Source organism: Sphingobacterium paucimobilis HER1398, from assembly GCF_000416985.1.
Classification (GTDB): Bacteria; Bacteroidota; Bacteroidia; order Sphingobacteriales; family Sphingobacteriaceae; genus Sphingobacterium; species Sphingobacterium paucimobilis.
In genome coordinates this window covers 182,759-201,385 of record NZ_ATDL01000018.1, presented here as the reverse complement: position 1 = coordinate 201,385, position 18,627 = coordinate 182,759, and the positions used below count along the sequence as shown (strand labels likewise).

The window sequence follows — 18,627 nt, the reverse complement described above, 5'->3', positions numbered from 1 at the left end:
ACTACATAACTAGATAACAACATAACATGATAACAAAAAATACAATTATAACTCTACTGTTCTTGCTGCCGTTGTGCGGTATGGCACAGCATGGGGTGAGCTACAATCAATTTGGTCAATTGCGCAACAGTTTTAACTCTTCGTTGAGTACCATGGACGAACGGGGAAGCTTTGCGGCTTTGGGCCGTAGTCAGTGGACGGGGGTGGACGGAGCACCGAAATCGGTATGGGTATCGGGGCATGGTATGGTGAAGAACTTGGGACTGGCCATAGGAGGAGATTTTAAACATGCCTCACTGGGTGTGGTCCGTGAGAATGAAATTACAGCCTATGCTGCAAAGGCCGTACAACTTGGGGAAAATGAGTACCTGAGTCTATCGATGGGCGGAGGGCTCTTATTCTACGAGGGCAACTACCGTCAGCTGGACGATCAGGATCCGGCCTTCTGGGAAGATGTGCGCGGTACGGCAGGCGTGCTGAGCGTGAGTACCTCATACTATCAGAAGGATCGGTTTTACGTTGGCGTGTCGATGCCTCGTTTTTCGCTGAAGCGGAATACAGACCGGGAGTACGAATTTCGTGATGTCATCTATGTGACTGGTGGTATGCTGATCCGCCTGGACGATACCTTCAAGCTGCGTCCTTCATTCCTGGTGAGTCATATGCAGGAGATGTCACCACGTTATGATATCAATGCCATGGTCTTTGTGGGACCAAAGATCGGATTGGGGATGGGCGTACAGAATCAAGGCGATCTGTCGGGGCTGATGCAGCTCAATTTTGGCAACTTCGGTATAGGCTACAGTTATCAGTTCAGCGTCAACGGCCATACACTGAACCAAAAGATATCAACCAATACCCATGAGGTGGGCTTTCGCTATCGCATAGGTGGAATAGGGTTGTTGTAGGAGTGACGAAGTGAACAAGTTATCGAGTTAACAAGTTATGGAGTTAACGAGATAATCCCGATGAAAATCGGGGATTCGTTTCACTACGCAGGTGAACAAGTTAGAAGGTTAGGTTATAAAAGTTATGGAGGTTATGACTTCCATAAGTGTATAACTACCTAACTCCTTAACTGCATAACAAGACAACAAGTTAACAAGATAAAAGGACACTGTCCGTCACTGCGAGTGGAAAGCAGTCTGTTGAGAGGTTATCTTAGCACACCTCGAAATGATAGTGGTGCTGTAAGATTCTATATCACTTAGGGCGATGTATAGATCTATCTTGGTCTATAGGAATGTGCGTCTAAGTGCCATTACCTCACTTTTTTGCATTTGTCCCCAAATTGTCCCCCCTAAAAATTTTCTAAAAAGCTAGATTTTAAATATTTTCGGTTCTTATTTTTTTAAGGTGCTTCTGACCTTGGTATAGGCACGAAAAATTATTTGACTGAATACGATTATTAACAAAGTTAAATTTACCATGAATAAAAAATTATCGCTCAGCACCTTGATAGGGGTATGTCTTTTTTGTTGTTCTACCGCTGCTATAGGGCAAGTGGGTATAGGTGTCGAAGTGCCGCACGGATCGGCGGAGCTAGAGATAAAGTCGAATAATAAAGGCGTGTTGATACCTCGTATCGCGGAAGCCAATCGTCCGCTTGCTCCGGAAAATGGATTGCTGATCTATCAAACGGATGGTCAGCCGGGATTTTATTATTTCACCGGTACCTCCTGGCAACGACTGGCCGCGGGTGAAAACCCATTTGCCGACACAAAAACATATAATGCTGCAGAGTCCGCTACATATAAACAGGGACAGGTTGTTACTTACAATGGAAGTACATATGTGGCCAATGTTGACGCACCTACGGGAACCCCCGGCGCGAGTGCCGCCTATAAGGTCATAGCGGCCAAGGGGGATACGGGATCTACGGGAACGGGAGGAGGAACTATCATTCCTTTTGCCTCCGGAGAAGCGATCAACCTGACAACTACACTTGGTGGAATTGGAAATCAAATGGCAGCAGTGGGATTTGGGAATAGTGTTTCTGGTTTAAATCGATCAGGTGGAATTATTAACATGAATAGTGCTGGGGGGAAAAACATGGCTTTTGTAGTGCCGCGAGATGGAGTAATAACCTCCTTGTCAGGATTCTTTAGTTCTTCGAATGCGTATTCTTTCATAGGTTCGACGCTGAATATTTCGGCCCAATTGTATATGGGCGATAACAATGGCGGGTTTACCCCAATCCCAGGCGCTTTCGTGACGATGGCACCTGGATTAACAGGTCTTATGGCTATTGGTGATACGTGTAATGGAACGACAACGGGCTTATCTATACCAGTGACTGCGGGAACAAGGTTGATGTTGGTTTTTGGGGCTGATGTCGTGGCAGGAATAGATATCGCATCTAATCTTTCGGGTTATGTCGGTGCTGGCCTTGCCATAAATTAACAATACACTTAATTATGAAAAAAATATTTCTATGCACAGTAGGGGCTATGCTTTGTACAGCTGTAGCTACAAAAGCGCAGAATAATGTAGGTATCAATCAAACGGACGATATGCCGGGGTTTTATTTTTATGACAGTAGCAGCTGGGCTGCCTTGAGCGGAGGGCTCGCCAATGGCATAGCTGGCGGGCAGGTGTATTTAACGGGAGCAACAGCACCCTATGCAGCGCAAAGCCCTCAAACATTGGCAGGAGATATTCACCTCAGTGCTACAGGAGTGACTACCATAGCTGACGGTGCTGTTACCGCTGCAAAGATAGCTAATAAGGCTGTTGATATGGGGAAGTTAAATGCTACGGGTTCTGCGGGTCAAGGTACTTTTCTGCGTGGAGATGGTAGCTGGGTTTCGCTTGAAAGTTCTTTTTAGTTTTCAGGGAGGGGACAGAATATCTTTCGGATTGACTGATTCTTCGAACTTAGATTCTGGAACACTAAGAAATAGTACCGCCGATTTCTTTATTTATAAAGTATCAAATTAAAGGGTAAGATGACGAATTATAAATGTCTTTAAAACTGATTATTAAATGAAATATTCCCGTTGCTTTGGGGTGTTGCTTGTTTTATGCAATTACCTTTTATGTTATACTCCTGTATTGGCCCAGCTCACGGTAGGCAGTAATGGCCTTTGGGTGAAAGATGGAGCGACGCTGTCCGTAAATGGATTGGCGTTGAAGCCGACGGGGAGCTTAAAGCTACCCACGCTCCAGCGGTCGGCCACACCGATATCTGATAATGGGACATCTTCTATAAACCAAGTATATGCTTTAAGTACACCGCTCGCGTTTACAGGTAAAGTGCTTTTTTATTATGATGCGGTTGCAGTAGGCAGTAATCCAGCAAATACGTTGCGGTTGGCTTATGCGCAAACAACTGGTGGACCGATGACGATTGTCTACGGAACGACTCTAGATGCGCCTAAAGGGGTGTTGGAATATGAATTTGAAGCTCCCGTAAACTTGCAGTATATCACCGCGACAGCAGTTGACCTCACGCCACCTACAGTGGCTATTACGAGTAATATGAGTAGGTTGAAAGCCGGTGAAGCAGCCATTATTACCTTTACGCTGAGTGAAGCCAGTACAGACTTCACGATAATGGATATCGTGGCCACAGGTGGTACTATTTCCGGTTTGTCAGGTAGTGGATTGAATTATATGGCAACCTTTACACCAACTGACAATAGCAAGGGGCTCGGTTCCGTTGCTGTCACTGCCAATGCTTTTACTAATATTGTCGGAATTGGCAATAGTGCCTCATCTATGCAACAACCGATAGATATAGATACGCAGGTTCCTTCGGGATATAGCGTGTCTATTGATCAGGCCAATATTACGCTAGCCAATCACACTGCTCTGAGTTTTACCTTTAGCGGTGCGGAAGTGGGAGCTGCGTTTAGTTATAAAATATTAAGTAGCGCTGGCGGAACGCCTATTACAGGCAGTGGGACGATTAGTACGGCAACGCAACAGGTCTCCAATATCGATGTGTCTGGCTTAGCAAACGGTACCCTCGGCCTGAGTGTGACCCTCACCGATGATTTTGGTAATGTGGGAAGTCCCGCTACAAATACGGTCCTTAAGTCCGTAAATCATGCTCCTTTGATAACCGGTACGCCTACTACTACGGTGGATCAGGATGCAACCTATAGTTTTACGCCAGCAGCAAATGACGTCGATGGGGATGTATTGACATTCAGTATAATGAACAAGCCTAGTTGGGCAACTTTTGATCCTGCTACTGGCAGGTTGACAGGTACACCGAGCAATGCGGATGTGGGGACCACCTCAGGAATCATGATTTCGGTATCGGACGGCACGCTTACAGCAAGTTTGTCTGCGTTTTCCATTACGGTGGCTACGAAACTGTTTACGGGAGTAGATCTGCTGGATCAAAACTTTACCTACGATGGTACGGCTAAGCAACTGACGCTACAGGGGGTACTCCCAGCGGGTGCAGATGTGGTTTTTACCAATAATGAGCGTACAAACGCAGGAAGTCAGACTGTTGAAGTGAAATTGACGGCACCAGGGTATACACCGAAGAACTTGGTGGGACAGTTGACAGTTACGAAAGCTACCTTGTCGGGGCTTAATCTGCCTAATAAAGACTGGGTCTACGATGGTACTGTTCAGTCCATCAAGCTAAGCGGTGAACTTCCATCTGGAGTGAAGGTGGTCTATGAAAATAATGATAAGGTTAATGCTGGTCGTTATGAAGTGAAAGCGGTTATAGCAGAGACACAGAATTATTTTGGTGAAATCTTTACAGCGACCTTGTTGATCCGTAAGGTGAAACAGACGATTACATTTGTCGCACCAGCAGTATTGGGACGTGATGCCGGTAAAGTTGCTCTGGATGTACAGAGTAGCAGTGGACTTCCTGTGACATTGACCGGGGATGATCCGATGGTGGCTACAGTATCGGGTACAGAATTACATGTTCACCACCTGGGTACAGTGCGTATTACAGCTACGCAATCCGGTAATGAAAACTATGAAGCAGCAAGTCCGGTGACGGTCTCGGTGCGTGTGGTCAATGATGCTTCGGCCGCATTGCCAATACGTGTGCATCAGGCGTTATCGCCAAACGGTGATGGTAACAACGAATTCCTGATGATCGAAGCTATCCGTGACTATCCGGAAAACAAGGTGACCATCTTTGATAAGAACGGTTCTGTACTGGCCGAGATCGAGGGCTACGATAACAGGGATAAGGTGTTCTTCGGTAGAGACCACCGTGATGGCACGTACTTCTATTATGTCGATGTGAAGGATAATGGTGTATGGAAACGGGAGAAAGGGTATTTTGTGATTAGGAGGTGAAGAAGTTAATCCCGATGAATCGGGACTTCGTTTCACTACGCGAGTGAACAAGTTAGGTTGTAAGGTTATAAGGTTATACAAGTTATGGAGGTGATGACTTCCATAACTGTATAACTCCTTAACTAAATAATCCCGATGAAAAAACAGGATTCAGATAAACTGGAAGACACCAAGCTCGATAACATGATAACAACATAACTACGTAACCTCCATAACTACATAACAATACAACATGATAACAAAAAATACAATTATAACCCTACTATCTCTGCTGCCACTGTGCGGTATGGCACAGCATGGGGTGAGCTACAATCAATTTGGCCAATTGCGCAACAGTTTTAACTCTTCGTTGAGTACCATGGATCAGGGAGGCAGTTTTGCTGCCTTGGGCCGTAGCCAATGGACGGGTGTGGACGGAGCACCGAAATCGGTATGGGTATCGGGGCATGGTATGGTGAAGAACCTGGGACTAGCCATAGGAGGGGATTTCAAGCATGCGTCGTTGGGTGTAGTTCGCGAGAATGAAATTACGGCCTATGCGGCCAAGGCAGTACAACTTGGGGAGAATGAATATCTGAGCCTGTCCATGGGCGGAGGGCTCTTATTCTACGAGGGCAACTACCGTCAGCTGGACGATCAGGATCCTGCCTTCTCGGAAGATGTGCGGGGTACGGCAGGCGTGCTGAGTGTGAGTACCTCGTATTATCAGAAGGATCGATTTTATGTTGGGGTATCCATGCCACGCTTCTCGCTGAAGCGGAATACAGACCGGGAGTATGAGTTCCGCGATGTGATCTATGTGACTGGTGGTATGCTGATTCGCCTGGACGATACTTTCAAGCTGCGCCCTTCATTCCTGGTGAGCCACATGCAGGAGATGTCGCCCCGTTATGACATCAATGCCATGGTCTTTGTGGGACCAAAGATCGGATTGGGTATGGGCGTACAGAATCAAGGCGATCTATCGGGGCTGATGCAGCTCAATTTTGGCAACTTCGGAATAGGCTACAGTTATCAATTTAGCGTCAATGGCCATACACTGAACCAAAAGATATCGACCAATACCCATGAGGTGGGCTTTCGCTATCGTATAGGTGGAATGGGGTTGTTGTAGGAATAAGGACACTGTCCGTCACTGCGAGAGGTAAGTTTTTTAAACAAACACAGCGGAGGTTTGAAGACAGTAAAAGTAAACGTCATTCCGCAAAGGCGGAACAGGCTCTCGCGGAGTCCCGAGTTTACCTCAGGAACCTCGTGGAAAGGTCTATTAACTGCATAGGGTTAATATATAGCTTGTAGATCCCTCCACTACGGTCGGGATGACGAGATAGTTTTTGCGAATTCACCTTAGCTAATCTGTCAATGGTAGCCTGAGAAGCAGTCTGTCTTAAGAGTAGTTGGTTAGGGGGAGAAGGTTACAGAGGGGATCGGAAAAAAATAAAGTTCAGCACAATAATTCAAAATACAATGCGTTCTTATACTAAAGAGCAACGCAAGAGTCTCCTTAAGTTAGGAGGTATAAAATAAATGCTTGATTATTATATCCGCAAAGAATAGGCAAAGGGTCTATTTGAAAGAAGAAACTTAGAAACGGAAAAAAAGGATAGCGTAAGAAAGCGAGAAAGGGTTCAGATATGTCTGAACCCTTTTGCTTTTAAGATTTAATCTTTATTCAAAAAAAAAGCCCACACTCCTGCGGGCCTAGGTTGAAACAAAAACCTTCAGTTTATTGAAGGTTCCTGAATACCTATTAAAATAAACTCGTTATGAAGACTTCCTCAGTTTGAGGATTCCTGAATACTATGGGTATGTCGTTACCACTTTGCTTACTTTCCAGCCCTCAGCAGATTGTACCATAGTGATATAGTCGATACGGGTGAATTTCTCAAACTTCATTGTAGCCTTGCCTATTGCAGTATTGCCTGTCTGATCCATAATCTCGTAGGTTGTCTTGCAGTTGTATACCAATCCTTTATTTGCATTTAGAAATGCAAGGTATTGGGATCTGCCAAATGTCTGATTGTTTATAGCGTTGGAGTATTCAAAGTCCGAAGTATAAAGGTATTTATTGTACTCAGTATTACCTGTAGAGATAGCCTGAAGGTAGGTAAGCGCGATTTCTTTGCTGTCTAACTTCTTGAGTGGATTAGCTGATTCTGCGGCCGAAGCGTTAAGTCCGAATACTAATGCGAATACAGTTGCGATGGTAGCGATAGTCTTTTTCATCTGAGTGATTTGTTTTAATTGTCTTTCGTTCTGTTATTATGTTAGACGCTGATTCTTTTCCTAAGGTTGCATCTACTATTTGTTTTATTTGTTGATTCAAAAGTAGGGCAGTATAGGCAGATTGGAAATGGCCTTTCGACCAAGTGATTTTATTTTTCGGCGAAATCAGCGATTGTTTCGGTGAAAAAAACTGTGCTGGATTGAGAAATCAAAAACATACAAGGGTGCTGCATTATCTTGCCATAGGATAGTTTTCTTACTGAATATTTTTATTTGAGTATTTTTTACTCAATATGTTTGGAGGTTTCAGATCTTATGCCCATATTTGTTGAGTAAAAAATACTCAAGGTGTAAATTTAATGAACAGATACCTATGATTCTACTTAACAAACAGCCAGTAATCACAGAGCAGTTTCCAAATGGAGAGACTAAAGTGAAAGATTTTGATCATTTGATTTCAGCGGATAATCTTGTTCAGTTCACTTATCAGGAGGACGGCGACCTCATCAAGTTGCTTTTTGTAAAGAAACGGTTGGACGAAGCGGAGGTAAGATGTCGCCTGGTCATCAATTATATGCCTTATAGTCGTATGGACCGTAAGATAGAAGGTGATCTGTTTACACTCAATTATGTCAGCCAGTTTATCAATAGTCTTGCTTTTGATCAAGTGTACGTGATTGAACCCCATTCGGCGAAAACCACACAGCTCCTTAATAACAGTGAAGCTATATATCCAGCCTTGGACTGGTTGCCTCGAGTGATGGCGGAACTTGGTTTTACCGATCAAGATCGGGTTGTATTTCCCGATAAAGGGGCGGCAGCTCGGTATGAAGGAGCAGGGTATGCAAACTGTTGTGTATTTGATAAGACCCGTAATCCGCAGACAGGGCGTATTGAGAATATGATTCTCAAACAAGGAAATGTTCCTATCGGGGCCAAGTGTATCATTGTGGACGACCTTTGTTCGGCGGGCGGTACTTTTTTAGGCGCCGCAGAGATTCTTAAGGAAATGGGAGCATCTGAAATCTATCTCCTGGTTACACATTGCGAACGAAGAGTATTATCCGGGAAGCTTCTGAATGAAGGTTCACCTCTGGAAAAGATATTTACAAGTACTTCAATGATGAATGAGGTACATCCTAAAATAGAATATATCACCATTAATATCGAAGACTATGTTTAATCCAATCAGTAAAAATCCTATTCTGTGGACAGATGGTTATAAACTATGCCATAAGGACCAATATCCGGCAAAGACAAACTGGGTGTACGAAACATGGACTCCCCGTATGTCGCGTATTCAGGGAATCGGTCATGTGGTTTTTTTCGGACTGCAGGGCGCATTGGCCGAAATGACGAATTCGTTCAAGACGTTCTTTTTCGATCAACCTGAGGATGTTGTTGTCGAAGAGTATGAAGAGGCTATACGAGAGGTTTTCGCCCATACCAATGCAAATTTTGCGCAGACGCATAGTTCATCGCATATCCGGGCTTTGCACCGATTAGGTTATCTGCCTATCAAAATAAAGGCGTTAAGAGAAGGAAGTCTGGTTCCTGTCGGTGTTCCTATGTTTACGATAGAGAATACACATCCCGACTTCTTTTGGTTACCGGGATATCTGGAAACCCAGTTGTCGGCTTATATCTGGTCACCTATGACAGCAGCGACCATCGCAGATAGCTATAAAAGGGTGTTGATGCACTACGCTGCAATAAGTGGAGATGTAGAGAAAGTGCGTACGCAGGCTGGAGATTTCTCAATGCGAGGTATGGGTTCGCCGGAGACCGCCTACCGTACCGCAGGAGGACATTTGCTTAGTTTTTCGGTGTCTGCGACACTTCCTGTCCGCACTTACCTCAAAGCTTTTTATGAAGCCAGAGCCGATGTCCTGATGTATACACCATCCACCGAACATAGTGTGATGTGTTCCTATGGGGAACAGGAGGTTGAAGCTTTCAGGCACTTAATTACGGAAGTGTATCCAAGTGGTAATATCTCTATTGTATCAGATACCTATGATCTGTGGAATGTCGTGGATAATGTCCTACCGCAATTGAAAGATGTTATTATGGCCAGATCGGGTAAGGTCGTGATCCGTCCGGACAGTGGTGATCCGGTACAGATTATCTGTGGAGACCGAGATGCAGATCGAGAAACCGTACGGAAGGGAATAGTAGAACGTTTATTTGAAATATTTGGCGGCGAGGTGAATGCTAAGGGATATAGGGAACTGGATTCACATATCGGCGTGGTGTATGGCGATTCGATTACGGTGGAACGTGCAGGTAAGATCTGTCAGGGATTGGTGGATAAAGGTTTTGCCTCGACCAATGCGATATTGGGTGTCGGCTCGTACACCTATCAGTATGTAACACGGGATACGTTTGGATTTGCCCTAAAAGGTACTGCCGAAGAGGTAGACGGCCAGTTCAAAGCGATACAGAAGCGGCCTGCAACAGATACGGGCAATTTTAAGAAATCACAGAAGGGTATGGTGGCAGTGGTTTTCAGGGATAACGACTACAGACTGATCGACAACCTTAATCCGGAATCTATACAGGATCTGGAAGAGGATAATCTCCTGAAGGATTTTTATAGGGACGGTGAGTTTGTATTCACCAATAATTTTGAGGAAATAAGAAATAGATTGACAACGGAATCAAATCGTGTATATGGAAAATAATCTGAACAAGCCATTTGTCATCAATGATGAAAATGTAGCACAATATGCGGATAGCATAGCGGAATGGATCACTGTACAGGTGAAGACCGCAAATCGTAAAGGTGTCGTCCTCGGAATGAGCGGGGGTATTGATTGTAGTGTGGTAGCCTGCCTGTGCCATAGGGCTGGAGTGGATGTCTATTTAGTGATGATGCCGTATGGTAGTGATATGAAAAACACCAGTAGCTATCAACACGCTATGGAGCTTATTGAGAAGTTTGACTTTAAGTACTCGGTCTTCGATATTCAGCCTGCTGCTGATGCCATTGCGGTGGGTGATGAGGCAATGCTGGAAGGCGTGACCGATGCGAATAGAACCTTGAGTCTCGCTAATATAAGACCAAGGGTGCGGATGACGTATCTCTATCAATTGGCACAGCTTGGTAGCCGGTTTGTGATCGGCACAGGAAATATGGCGGAGCGTACAGTGGGTTATTTTACCAAATGGGGCGATGGGGCTTCGGATCTGAATCCGTTAGGAATGCTGACTAAGCAGGAGGTGTATACCTTGGCAAGATATCTTGGGGTGCCGGATTCGATTGTAGATAAGAAACCTTCGGCTGGTCTATGGGAGGGGCAGACGGATGAGGATGAGCTGGGGATGTCTTATGCACAGATCGACGCCTTTATATTGGAAGGAAGTTCTGGCGATACGTCTATCGATGACCTGATCCGTAGTAGAATGGCGATGTCTGCGCACAAATTTGCTACGGTTCCTATTTACAACGTTTAATAATATACTTAGAGCATGAAAACAAGATACGAACAGATTGTCGATGCAACACGTATTGCTTCGCGTGACAGTAAAGAGAATTTAGGTGCAATCATCGCATTGGCAGAGGCGGAGAATAGTAAACCTGCTGTGGAGGATAGCAAGCGCAACTTGTTGCTCGCTATAGATATACAGAATGATTTTATGGAAGATATCGGTAGCTTGGCTGTGCCGGGATCTCGTGGTGATGTGGGAAGGCTGACGAAGTGGATGTACCACAATATAGAGGGCCTCACGCAGGTGATATGCAGTCTGGACTGTCACTCGGTAGAGCAGGTGTTCCATGCGAGTTGGTGGATAGATGAAGAAGGGAACCGTCCCGAGCGATTTACATTGATTACCTATGAGGATGTGGAGTCGGGACGCTGGAAAGTGGCAAACGGAGAGACGGAGCGTTCGCTGGAATATCTCCGTAACCTGGAGATGGGGAATAAAAAGCAGCTCTGTATATGGCCTTACCACTGTTTGGAAGGTACTTTCGGTGCAAAATTGGAAAGTGAATTTACGAAGATGCTCTATTTTCACGCTACCGCACGGGACTGTGCTCCCCAGATGATTTATAAAGGACAGAATCCGTATACCGAGATGTACGGTATTATCAAAGCCGAGTACGATACGGATGGTTATGTGAATCAAACGGTATTGGATGCAGTAGGGCAATATGATGCGATCTATTTAGCAGGAGAGGCTTCTAGTCACTGCGTATTGGCCTCTCTAGAGCAGATTCTGGAATATTATAAAGATGAAAGGGAGATTACATCGCGTATCACGTTGTTGGAAGATTGTATGTCGCCTATAGCGGGATTTGAAGCCGGTACGATGGAACAGTTTAAGCTACTGCAGGAAAAATATGGGATACAGATCCAAAAATCGACAGATGTGACATTGTAAGAGATAACTATGGAGAAGGAATATACGTATAAATACCCGAGACCTGCTGTGACAGTGGATTGTGTCTTGTTCGGTTTTGATAGGGGCGAAATCAAAGTGTTGCTAACTAAACGGGGTATTGAACCCTTCATGGGTAAATGGGCCTTTCCAGGTGGTTTCATCCAGGAAATGGAAACTGCGGAAGACTGCGCACGTAGGAAACTGCAGGAAGAGGCTGGTTTGAAGGATATCTTTCTGGAACAGCTGTATACCTTTTCGGAGGTACAACGGGATCCAAGGTATCGCGTCATTAGTATCGCTTATTACGCATTGGTCAAATCTACGGATTATGTGGCTCAGGCCGGAGTGGATATAGCTGATGTGCAGTGGTTCAGATTGGATGAAATTAACGAGTTGGCATTTGACCACAAAAAAATACTGGAAGTCGCTGTAGACCGGTTAAAGGGAAAAATTCGGTACGAACCTATTGGCTTCGAATTGCTGTCTGAAGAATTTACCATGCCTGAGCTGCATAAGCTTTATGAGACTATTCTGCAACGTAGCATAGATCGGGGCAATTTTAGAAAGAAGATACTTGGTATGGGATTATTGGTCGATCATAGTGCGAAACAGTTGGACAGAGGGAGTACAGCCGCTAAGATTTACAGTTTTAACAAAGAAAAATATAAAAAGCTCAAGGAATCGGGATTCTATTTCGAAGTGTAGGGAAAAGAAGGGGGATTGCTGTTGAAATGGGATTGTTGTATTCATAAACAGTTATCTCAAATTTTATAGACTAAAGAAAGATAGGTGTTTGATAACGGTGAATCAAATAATTGAAATGTAGGTTTAGGCAATGAAGATCCTGGAACTCGCGCAGATTTGGAAGAATATTTTAGATTGGCAACAGCGTGTATGGATAGTTGGATTAGAAAATGAGTTGATAATAGATAAGATGTACCTAATCGTAGATCACAGTTTATTTCACGATATTCTTCAAAGGATCCAAGGTGCATAGGAAGAGTGATCTTGTCTAAATCTTTGTCATTCATAATGGATAAGCCTTCTACCGTACGTTTTTTAAATGATGTACCTGGAGAGACTTCCGCAAAAGCATTCCATCTGTGGAGGTCTATGGGGGCGATATAGTATCGATAAAACAGGCCATAGCTGTTTTCCCTGGTCTCGTCATCTCTAAGGGTAATGAGTACTTCTTTGCTGTACTGGTCTCGCCTGTCTTCAGCCTGTGTGGCGTGTAGGTGCTTGTACGCTAATCCTAAATAGGATTTTTTACCCAGTCTGTAGCCGATTTGTGTGACTAGTGAACCAGTGCTGGATTTCATATCCCTCTTAATTTTGTGTTCATTGGGAAGCTCGGTGTTCTTTTTGTTTCTGTAATTCCCACCTGCCTCAATGAGAAATTTTGTTTCTTGGCTATAAGCGATGCTGATCAGTGCGGCCAAAACAAGCAAAGTAGCTGTTATCTTCATGAAATTTGGTTAATAATCGGCCAATATAGCGTTTTAGTTTATTATTATATAATAAACTAAAACGGCTCTGTGAGCATACGCCGGAGAGAAAAACACGAATCGTAAACCACTTCGTGCGAATATAAGACCGAACCGATCGGTATGTGGTATTTTTCGTAGATTGTCTAGTAAGATTTATTTTCTTAGCCATCCAATTAATTCGCTATTTTAGGGTGGACATTATATTTCGATTTTCAACTTAATAACTACAACATATGATCCCTGCTGAGAAAGCTAGAGAATTTATAAACAAACACGATAGGATCTCTATTCCTAAAGAAGATTTTGAACGGTTTTCTGAACCCTATAGAATACTGGGGCTTTATATAAGCAACCAGTTGTCTGAATACTATGATTACAGTGCCAATTTCCGTATTTATCAGGAGCAGTTTGGTACGGATCCAAAAAACAATCCCTGGAATACAAAGGAGGGAGGGGAGCTTGCAAACTTATTGTTCGGCGCTAAGATGGGGCCTTATATCGTCCGGATATGGGATTTTATGGATCATCTTCCTTTTCAGGATCGGTATAGTCGGCGACCCTTTCGGATAGATCCGTCACGGGCGTATTCCAAAACGAAGCTGGGGCGCTTGAACTCCCTGTATTATGGTGGTTACACTTCTTTTAATACGATGGATCCGCTGGATCAGATGCAATACGATGTGTATCAGAATGTGCAGGACATCGGTCTGTATTATGCCTTATTATTGATGGATGAACCGCAGAAATATTATCCTTTGCTGGAGGAGATATTTTTAGGGGAACATGAGATCGGTGGGGTATCGACAGAATTGATAAGGGCCTTGCTCTTGACGGAGGATGATGCTAACCATTTGTTGGTAGAGAAGGTGCTATTGGCAGCACAGCAGCAGGAGGGATTGCGGCAGACCATACTGGAAACACTGGACTTTACTTCGGTTAAAGCGCTGAAGCGTTTTATACGCCTGATCCTGGAGCATAATCTGGTGCGTTTTTCGTCGGTGGTACGAGCCGTGGATACCTGGTTTGGGTTTGGATGGGAGGCTCCAAAGGCCGCTACGATAAAGCGGACGCTGGAGTTGGCGCTTCAGTTTTTGGATCAGCCTGAGCAGGTCGAAGGCGCATTGCAGAGTAAGGATAATCTGGAATTGTATGTCGCCCTATGGTCGAAAGCAATAGTCGATGTGGATGAAGCTAATTCAGCTGTTGTTCGGGTAGTTACGGATGAAAGGAGTGCTTTGGAATCCAAATTGGTTGCGCTGTTTTTTATGCGGGAGACCGAACGGACGAATTCAGACCTGATCGATTATGCCGAAGCACATGTGGGCGAGGATATCGAGTTGGACTACTGGCTGCTGGTCAACTTATTTAAGCACGATATGTCGGACACACTATTGGAGAAATATATCGCTACTGCCGCCAAGTTGCCCTCTGCTGGAAAGACCTATACAGAGAGAGGATTCTCGTGGAAGAGTTATACCATAAAGCCGGAATATATATATGATGGCTTATTTGACTACCTGCAGCCGCATCAGTTTGTGCTATTGGCAAATGACCTGGCCGCGGTTCCATCGAGCTCGCGCGAAAGGCTGATGCGCAAGTTATTCCCGGATCATTATACCTACAGCTGGTCGTTCCAAAGTAATGGAGGAAAGATTAGCCATATGGATCTCCAAGAGGATGATTGGCAACGCCAGGTAATCCGTCAGGCGATAGTGGATCGGAATACCTCGGTCTCGTTTACAGGGATTAATCTCATGCGTTCGGTATCTGTTCTTGCAGAAGACATTGTCTTATTGGAGAGTTTGCTGACACGTAAAGGAAAGGAATTGCGGCAGGCTTCGATGGGTCTGTTGCTGCAGCAGCCAACGGATACCTTAAAAGATGTGTTGTCACGTTTATTGGTTGCGTCGAGTGTAGATCAGCGCCTGGGTGGTCTCGAAATGCTGACGATGTTGCAGGATAAAGCAGAATGGGCGGACTTTATTCTAGAGCAGAAGGATAAATACGCTGCACGGAAGGTCGGAAAGAACGAATCTATTTTATTGGCCAAACTGGATCATACTGCTCAGGGAGCAGCGTTTACATTGGCGAATGGTTTTGGTGTGATAGACTATAGTGGACTGACGGATTTCAGATTGCCGAAACTTCAGTTTGAAGAACCTAAAAAGAAGTTGCTGAGCTTCAAGAAGTCTGATTTTCTTTTCCCAGAACTGATCGATGTCAAAAAGACCGTCAAAGGGATGAATAAGCTCTATGCCTTATTTGACGAAAACAGGAAGACAGAATATACCTACGAAGGGTATCAGGGATCTCAGGAAACCACAATGCTGATGAATTCGATAACCCATCTAAAACGGTTGGAAGAGGGCAGTGACCCGATGCAGCGGCTGGATAACCTGCCTTTGGCTGATCTTTGGAAGTCTTGGTATAAGGAAGCCGGACTCAATGATTTTGAGCTTTATGCTGTAATATGGTACATCAGAAGTGTATACAACAGGCAAGAGACTCAAGCGGATCTAAAAGCATTTCAACGGCAATACATTCCTGAATTTGAAGGTCTTAATTATGATAAGGTCAACTATTTCTATTACAGTGATTCGAACAAGATAATAACGATATTGACGCATCTGTTGGATGCGTATGCAGATAAACCGACATGGACAGCGTACAAGTTGGATGTCCTCGAGGATAGCATAGCTCGCTTTTCGGAGGAACTGAAAGGTATGACCTTTAATAATGTCGAGTATTATTATAACCAGCAGCTGCTGTGGACTGATCTGATAGGGGCGATGTTCTATCCGATCATGGATGATGATTACGCATACTATGATGAAAAGCAATTGTTGCGCCTGTATCAAGTGCGGTTATATATCACCGCTCAGCAGTTGGCGCAAGGCCAACCTATCGAAAAGATACAGGACGTGGTACCTTTCTTAAATAAGGTATTTGACACTTCTAATAGCATAAAAGTGGAGATTCCCGGTTTTGAACTGCTGTTCAAAGCGTATAGCCTGCAGTTGATCCATAACGATGATCTGCTATTTCTATCCCTTTTGAATAAGGATTTGTTTTTCCTGTTGGATGGGGGGCAGAATTATCATACACAACGCCTTAAGCATTATACCATGCCGGAAATCAACGGTCTGCTGAAGAAAAATATGTTGACGGTCGAACTGGAACGAGGCGATATGCCGACGGAAGCTTCGCCTTATATGGCTAAGATTCAGCAGGTGGAAGGGACCAGCTATTTCTTTGAGGTACTGCAGCGTATGGGAAAGGAGAATTTTGATCGGGGGTACAGCTACGGCGGGGGGACGGACAAGAAGTATACGTTTAGCCATATCCTAAAAAAATGCCGCCCTGCGGAAGAGGAGCTTTTTGGAGAATTTGCGAAACAGCTTAAAGCCAGTAAACTAGAGAAGAAACGACTGGTGGAGGTATCTTGTTACGCTACGCAATGGGCGGACTGGCTGGGGGACTATATGCAGATCCCGAGTCTGGAAGAGGCCGTATGGTGGTTCCTGGCGCATACGACGGATTATATGGATGCCGAAAAGGAAACTATTCTGTCGCGCTATTCGAACGTGCCTCGTAATGACTTCCAAAAGGGAGCGATCGATATTGATTGGTTCAAGCGGGTGTATGCTAACCTGGGCAAGGCCAATTGGAAATTGCTGCACGAATCGGCCAAGTACCTGTCGGATGGTATGGGCTACCGTCGGGTGAAAACCTATTCGTCGGTACTATTGGGGGAAACCAAGATTACGGAGACCTTGAAAAAGATCAATGAAAAGCGTGATAAGGACTATGTCATGGCATTGGGACTGATTCCTATATCCAAAGCTAACCCGGAGGCAGATCTGCTGAAAAGGTATAATATATTGCAGACTTTCCTCAAGGAAAGCAAGCAGTTTGGCGCGCAACGGCAGGAGAGTGAAAAGAATGCGGTAGAGATTGGAATGGATAACCTAGCACGGAATGCGGGATTTGACGATAGCATACGTTTTGTATGGGCGATGGAAGGCAAGGCTACGCAGCAGATCATGCAGGAGTCGGTGGTCGAGGTGGACGATGTGCGGGTGGAATTGGTCGTTAATGAGGAAGGTAAGGCGGATCTGCTGGTGAGCAGAAAGGATAAAGCGCTGAAGAGTGTTCCGGATAAATACAAGAAGAACAAGCTTATTGAAGCACTGAAAGATGGAAAAACGTATCTGACGAAACAGTTTTCGAGAACTAAGCTGGCGTTGGAAAATTCGATGCTGCGAAGGGACAGGTACTCGGTGGCTGAATTGAGGCAGATTATGGAACACCCGATCGTGAGGGCGATGCTCAGTAAGTTGGTGCTGTATATGCCCAAGACACAAAAGGCAGGCTTCTGGTCGGAGTTGGGTCTGATGGATACCGATGGTAAGGCGATAGCGGTGACGGATACGGACGAACTGGTGATTGCGCACCCTTATGATTTATTCCATTCGGTACAGTGGGATCTTTTTCAGCGCTATCTCTTTGTTAATGAGATGAAGCAGCCTTTCAAACAGGTCTTCCGGGAGCTGTATGTACCTACGGCAGATGAAATGGAGCAACGCACACGATCGACCCGCTATCAGGGACATCAGATACAGCCACAGAAGACGGTAGCGCTATTGCGCGGACGTGGGTGGACGGTGAGCTACGAAGAGGGATTGCAGAAGGTGTTTCATAAAGAAGGCTATCTGGTAACGATGTTTGCTATGGCAGACTGGTTTACACCATCGGATGTGGAAGCACCGACACTGGAACTGATTTGTTTCTATTCCCTAAAAGACAGGTCTTTATTGCCGTTTGATGCTATTGATCCGGTGATCTTTTCCGAAGTAATGCGGGATATGGATCTGGTGGTGTCTGTAGCACATGTGGGTGAAGTGGATCCGGAAGCGAGCCATAGCAGTATGGAGATGAGAGCTGCCCTAGCTAGGGAGAGTGCGCAGTTGTTTGGCCTGGATAATATTGTGGTCAAAGATCGTCATATCCTGGTGAGTGGTAAGTTGGCGGAGTACAGCATACACTTGGGCAGTGGTATGGTGAGTAAAGGTGGAAGGCAGCTGTCGATCATACCGGTGCACAGTCAGCATAGGGGAAGGGTGTTCTTACCGTTTGTCGATGATGATCCAAAATCTGCTGAGATAATCAGTAAAATGCGCTACCTGGCGCAGGACGACAAGATCAAAGATCCGACTATTCTGGAACAGATTAATGCTTAAAC

General features: G+C 44.9%; 13 protein-coding genes. 11 read left to right on the top strand and 2 right to left on the bottom strand.

Going from position 1 to position 18,627, the window contains the following annotated elements; genetic code table 11:
• Positions 1 to 26: 26 nt before the first annotated feature.
• The 5 genes from M472_RS40090 (at position 27) to M472_RS40075 (ending at position 6,397) form a co-directional block, all read left to right on the top strand.
• Entirely contained in the window at positions 27 to 908 is an 882-nt protein-coding gene (locus tag M472_RS40090) for a PorP/SprF family type IX secretion system membrane protein (protein WP_081643205.1), read from the top strand.
• A gap of 520 nt (positions 909 to 1,428) precedes the next feature.
• Positions 1,429 to 2,403 (top strand): exosporium glycoprotein BclB-related protein, encoded by a 975-nt coding sequence (locus M472_RS44680; protein ID WP_021071658.1) that lies wholly within the window; start codon positions 1,429 to 1,431, stop codon positions 2,401 to 2,403.
• A gap of 14 nt (positions 2,404 to 2,417) precedes the next feature.
• Positions 2,418 to 2,828, top strand: a complete 411-nt coding sequence (locus M472_RS40085) for a hypothetical protein (RefSeq protein ID WP_022829431.1) — start codon at positions 2,418 to 2,420, stop codon at positions 2,826 to 2,828.
• Positions 2,829 to 2,985: 157 nt separating this feature from the next.
• Entirely contained in the window at positions 2,986 to 5,283 is a 2,298-nt protein-coding gene (locus tag M472_RS40080; RefSeq protein WP_021071656.1) for an Ig-like domain-containing protein, read from the top strand.
• A 232-nt stretch (positions 5,284 to 5,515) separates the two neighbouring features.
• On the top strand, positions 5,516 to 6,397 hold the full coding sequence (locus M472_RS40075; RefSeq protein ID WP_081643204.1) for a PorP/SprF family type IX secretion system membrane protein: 882 nt from the start codon (positions 5,516 to 5,518) through the stop codon (positions 6,395 to 6,397).
• Between the two features lie 686 nt (positions 6,398 to 7,083).
• Here M472_RS40075 and M472_RS40070 read toward each other — a convergent pair.
• On the bottom strand, positions 7,084 to 7,509 hold the full coding sequence (locus tag M472_RS40070) for a nuclear transport factor 2 family protein (RefSeq protein WP_021071654.1): 426 nt from the start codon (positions 7,507 to 7,509) through the stop codon (positions 7,084 to 7,086).
• A gap of 373 nt (positions 7,510 to 7,882) precedes the next feature.
• Here M472_RS40070 and M472_RS40065 point away from each other — a divergent pair, with 373 nt between their 5' ends.
• The 5 genes from M472_RS40065 to M472_RS40045 are packed head-to-tail and all read left to right on the top strand — an operon-like array spanning position 7,883 to position 12,600.
• A complete protein-coding gene (locus tag M472_RS40065; RefSeq protein ID WP_021071653.1) occupies positions 7,883 to 8,692 on the top strand; it encodes a phosphoribosyltransferase family protein in 810 nt (269 codons plus the stop codon).
• Positions 8,685 to 10,193, top strand: a complete 1,509-nt coding sequence (locus tag M472_RS40060; protein ID WP_021071652.1) for a nicotinate phosphoribosyltransferase — start codon at positions 8,685 to 8,687, stop codon at positions 10,191 to 10,193. Before M472_RS40065 ends, M472_RS40060 begins: the two co-directional genes overlap by 8 nt.
• Positions 10,183 to 10,965: an NAD(+) synthase gene (gene nadE, locus M472_RS40055; protein WP_021071651.1), complete on the top strand. Its 783-nt coding sequence runs from the start codon at positions 10,183 to 10,185 to the stop codon at positions 10,963 to 10,965. Before M472_RS40060 ends, nadE begins: the two co-directional genes overlap by 11 nt.
• Positions 10,966 to 10,980: 15 nt before the next feature.
• Positions 10,981 to 11,895: a cysteine hydrolase family protein gene (locus tag M472_RS40050; RefSeq protein WP_021071650.1), complete on the top strand. Its 915-nt coding sequence runs from the start codon at positions 10,981 to 10,983 to the stop codon at positions 11,893 to 11,895.
• Between the two features lie 9 nt (positions 11,896 to 11,904).
• Positions 11,905 to 12,600 (top strand): NUDIX hydrolase, encoded by a 696-nt coding sequence (locus M472_RS40045; RefSeq protein WP_021071649.1) that lies wholly within the window; start codon positions 11,905 to 11,907, stop codon positions 12,598 to 12,600.
• 56 nt (positions 12,601 to 12,656) lie between these two features.
• Here M472_RS40045 and M472_RS40040 read toward each other — a convergent pair whose 3' ends face one another.
• Complete coding sequence (locus M472_RS40040; RefSeq protein WP_021071648.1) at positions 12,657 to 13,364, bottom strand: hypothetical protein; 708 nt, start codon at positions 13,362 to 13,364, stop codon at positions 12,657 to 12,659.
• 254 nt (positions 13,365 to 13,618) lie between these two features.
• On the opposite strand from M472_RS40040, the gene M472_RS40035 reads away from it, so the two are divergent.
• Positions 13,619 to 18,625 (top strand): DUF4132 domain-containing protein, encoded by a 5,007-nt coding sequence (locus tag M472_RS40035; RefSeq protein ID WP_021071647.1) that lies wholly within the window; start codon positions 13,619 to 13,621, stop codon positions 18,623 to 18,625.
• Positions 18,626 to 18,627: the final 2 nt, after the last annotated feature.

Coding starts and splice junctions, on each gene's coding strand:
- M472_RS40090 (WP_081643205.1), top strand. CDS start 27: ATGATAACAAAAAATACAATTATAACTCTACTGTTCTTGCTGCCGTTG.
- M472_RS44680 (WP_021071658.1), top strand. CDS start 1,429: ATGAATAAAAAATTATCGCTCAGCACCTTGATAGGGGTATGTCTTTTT.
- M472_RS40085 (WP_022829431.1), top strand. CDS start 2,418: ATGAAAAAAATATTTCTATGCACAGTAGGGGCTATGCTTTGTACAGCT.
- M472_RS40080 (WP_021071656.1), top strand. CDS start 2,986: ATGAAATATTCCCGTTGCTTTGGGGTGTTGCTTGTTTTATGCAATTAC.
- M472_RS40075 (WP_081643204.1), top strand. CDS start 5,516: ATGATAACAAAAAATACAATTATAACCCTACTATCTCTGCTGCCACTG.
- M472_RS40070 (WP_021071654.1), bottom strand. CDS start 7,509: ATGAAAAAGACTATCGCTACCATCGCAACTGTATTCGCATTAGTATTC.
- M472_RS40065 (WP_021071653.1), top strand. CDS start 7,883: ATGATTCTACTTAACAAACAGCCAGTAATCACAGAGCAGTTTCCAAAT.
- M472_RS40060 (WP_021071652.1), top strand. CDS start 8,685: ATGTTTAATCCAATCAGTAAAAATCCTATTCTGTGGACAGATGGTTAT.
- nadE (WP_021071651.1), top strand. CDS start 10,183: ATGGAAAATAATCTGAACAAGCCATTTGTCATCAATGATGAAAATGTA.
- M472_RS40050 (WP_021071650.1), top strand. CDS start 10,981: ATGAAAACAAGATACGAACAGATTGTCGATGCAACACGTATTGCTTCG.
- M472_RS40045 (WP_021071649.1), top strand. CDS start 11,905: ATGGAGAAGGAATATACGTATAAATACCCGAGACCTGCTGTGACAGTG.
- M472_RS40040 (WP_021071648.1), bottom strand. CDS start 13,364: ATGAAGATAACAGCTACTTTGCTTGTTTTGGCCGCACTGATCAGCATC.
- M472_RS40035 (WP_021071647.1), top strand. CDS start 13,619: ATGATCCCTGCTGAGAAAGCTAGAGAATTTATAAACAAACACGATAGG.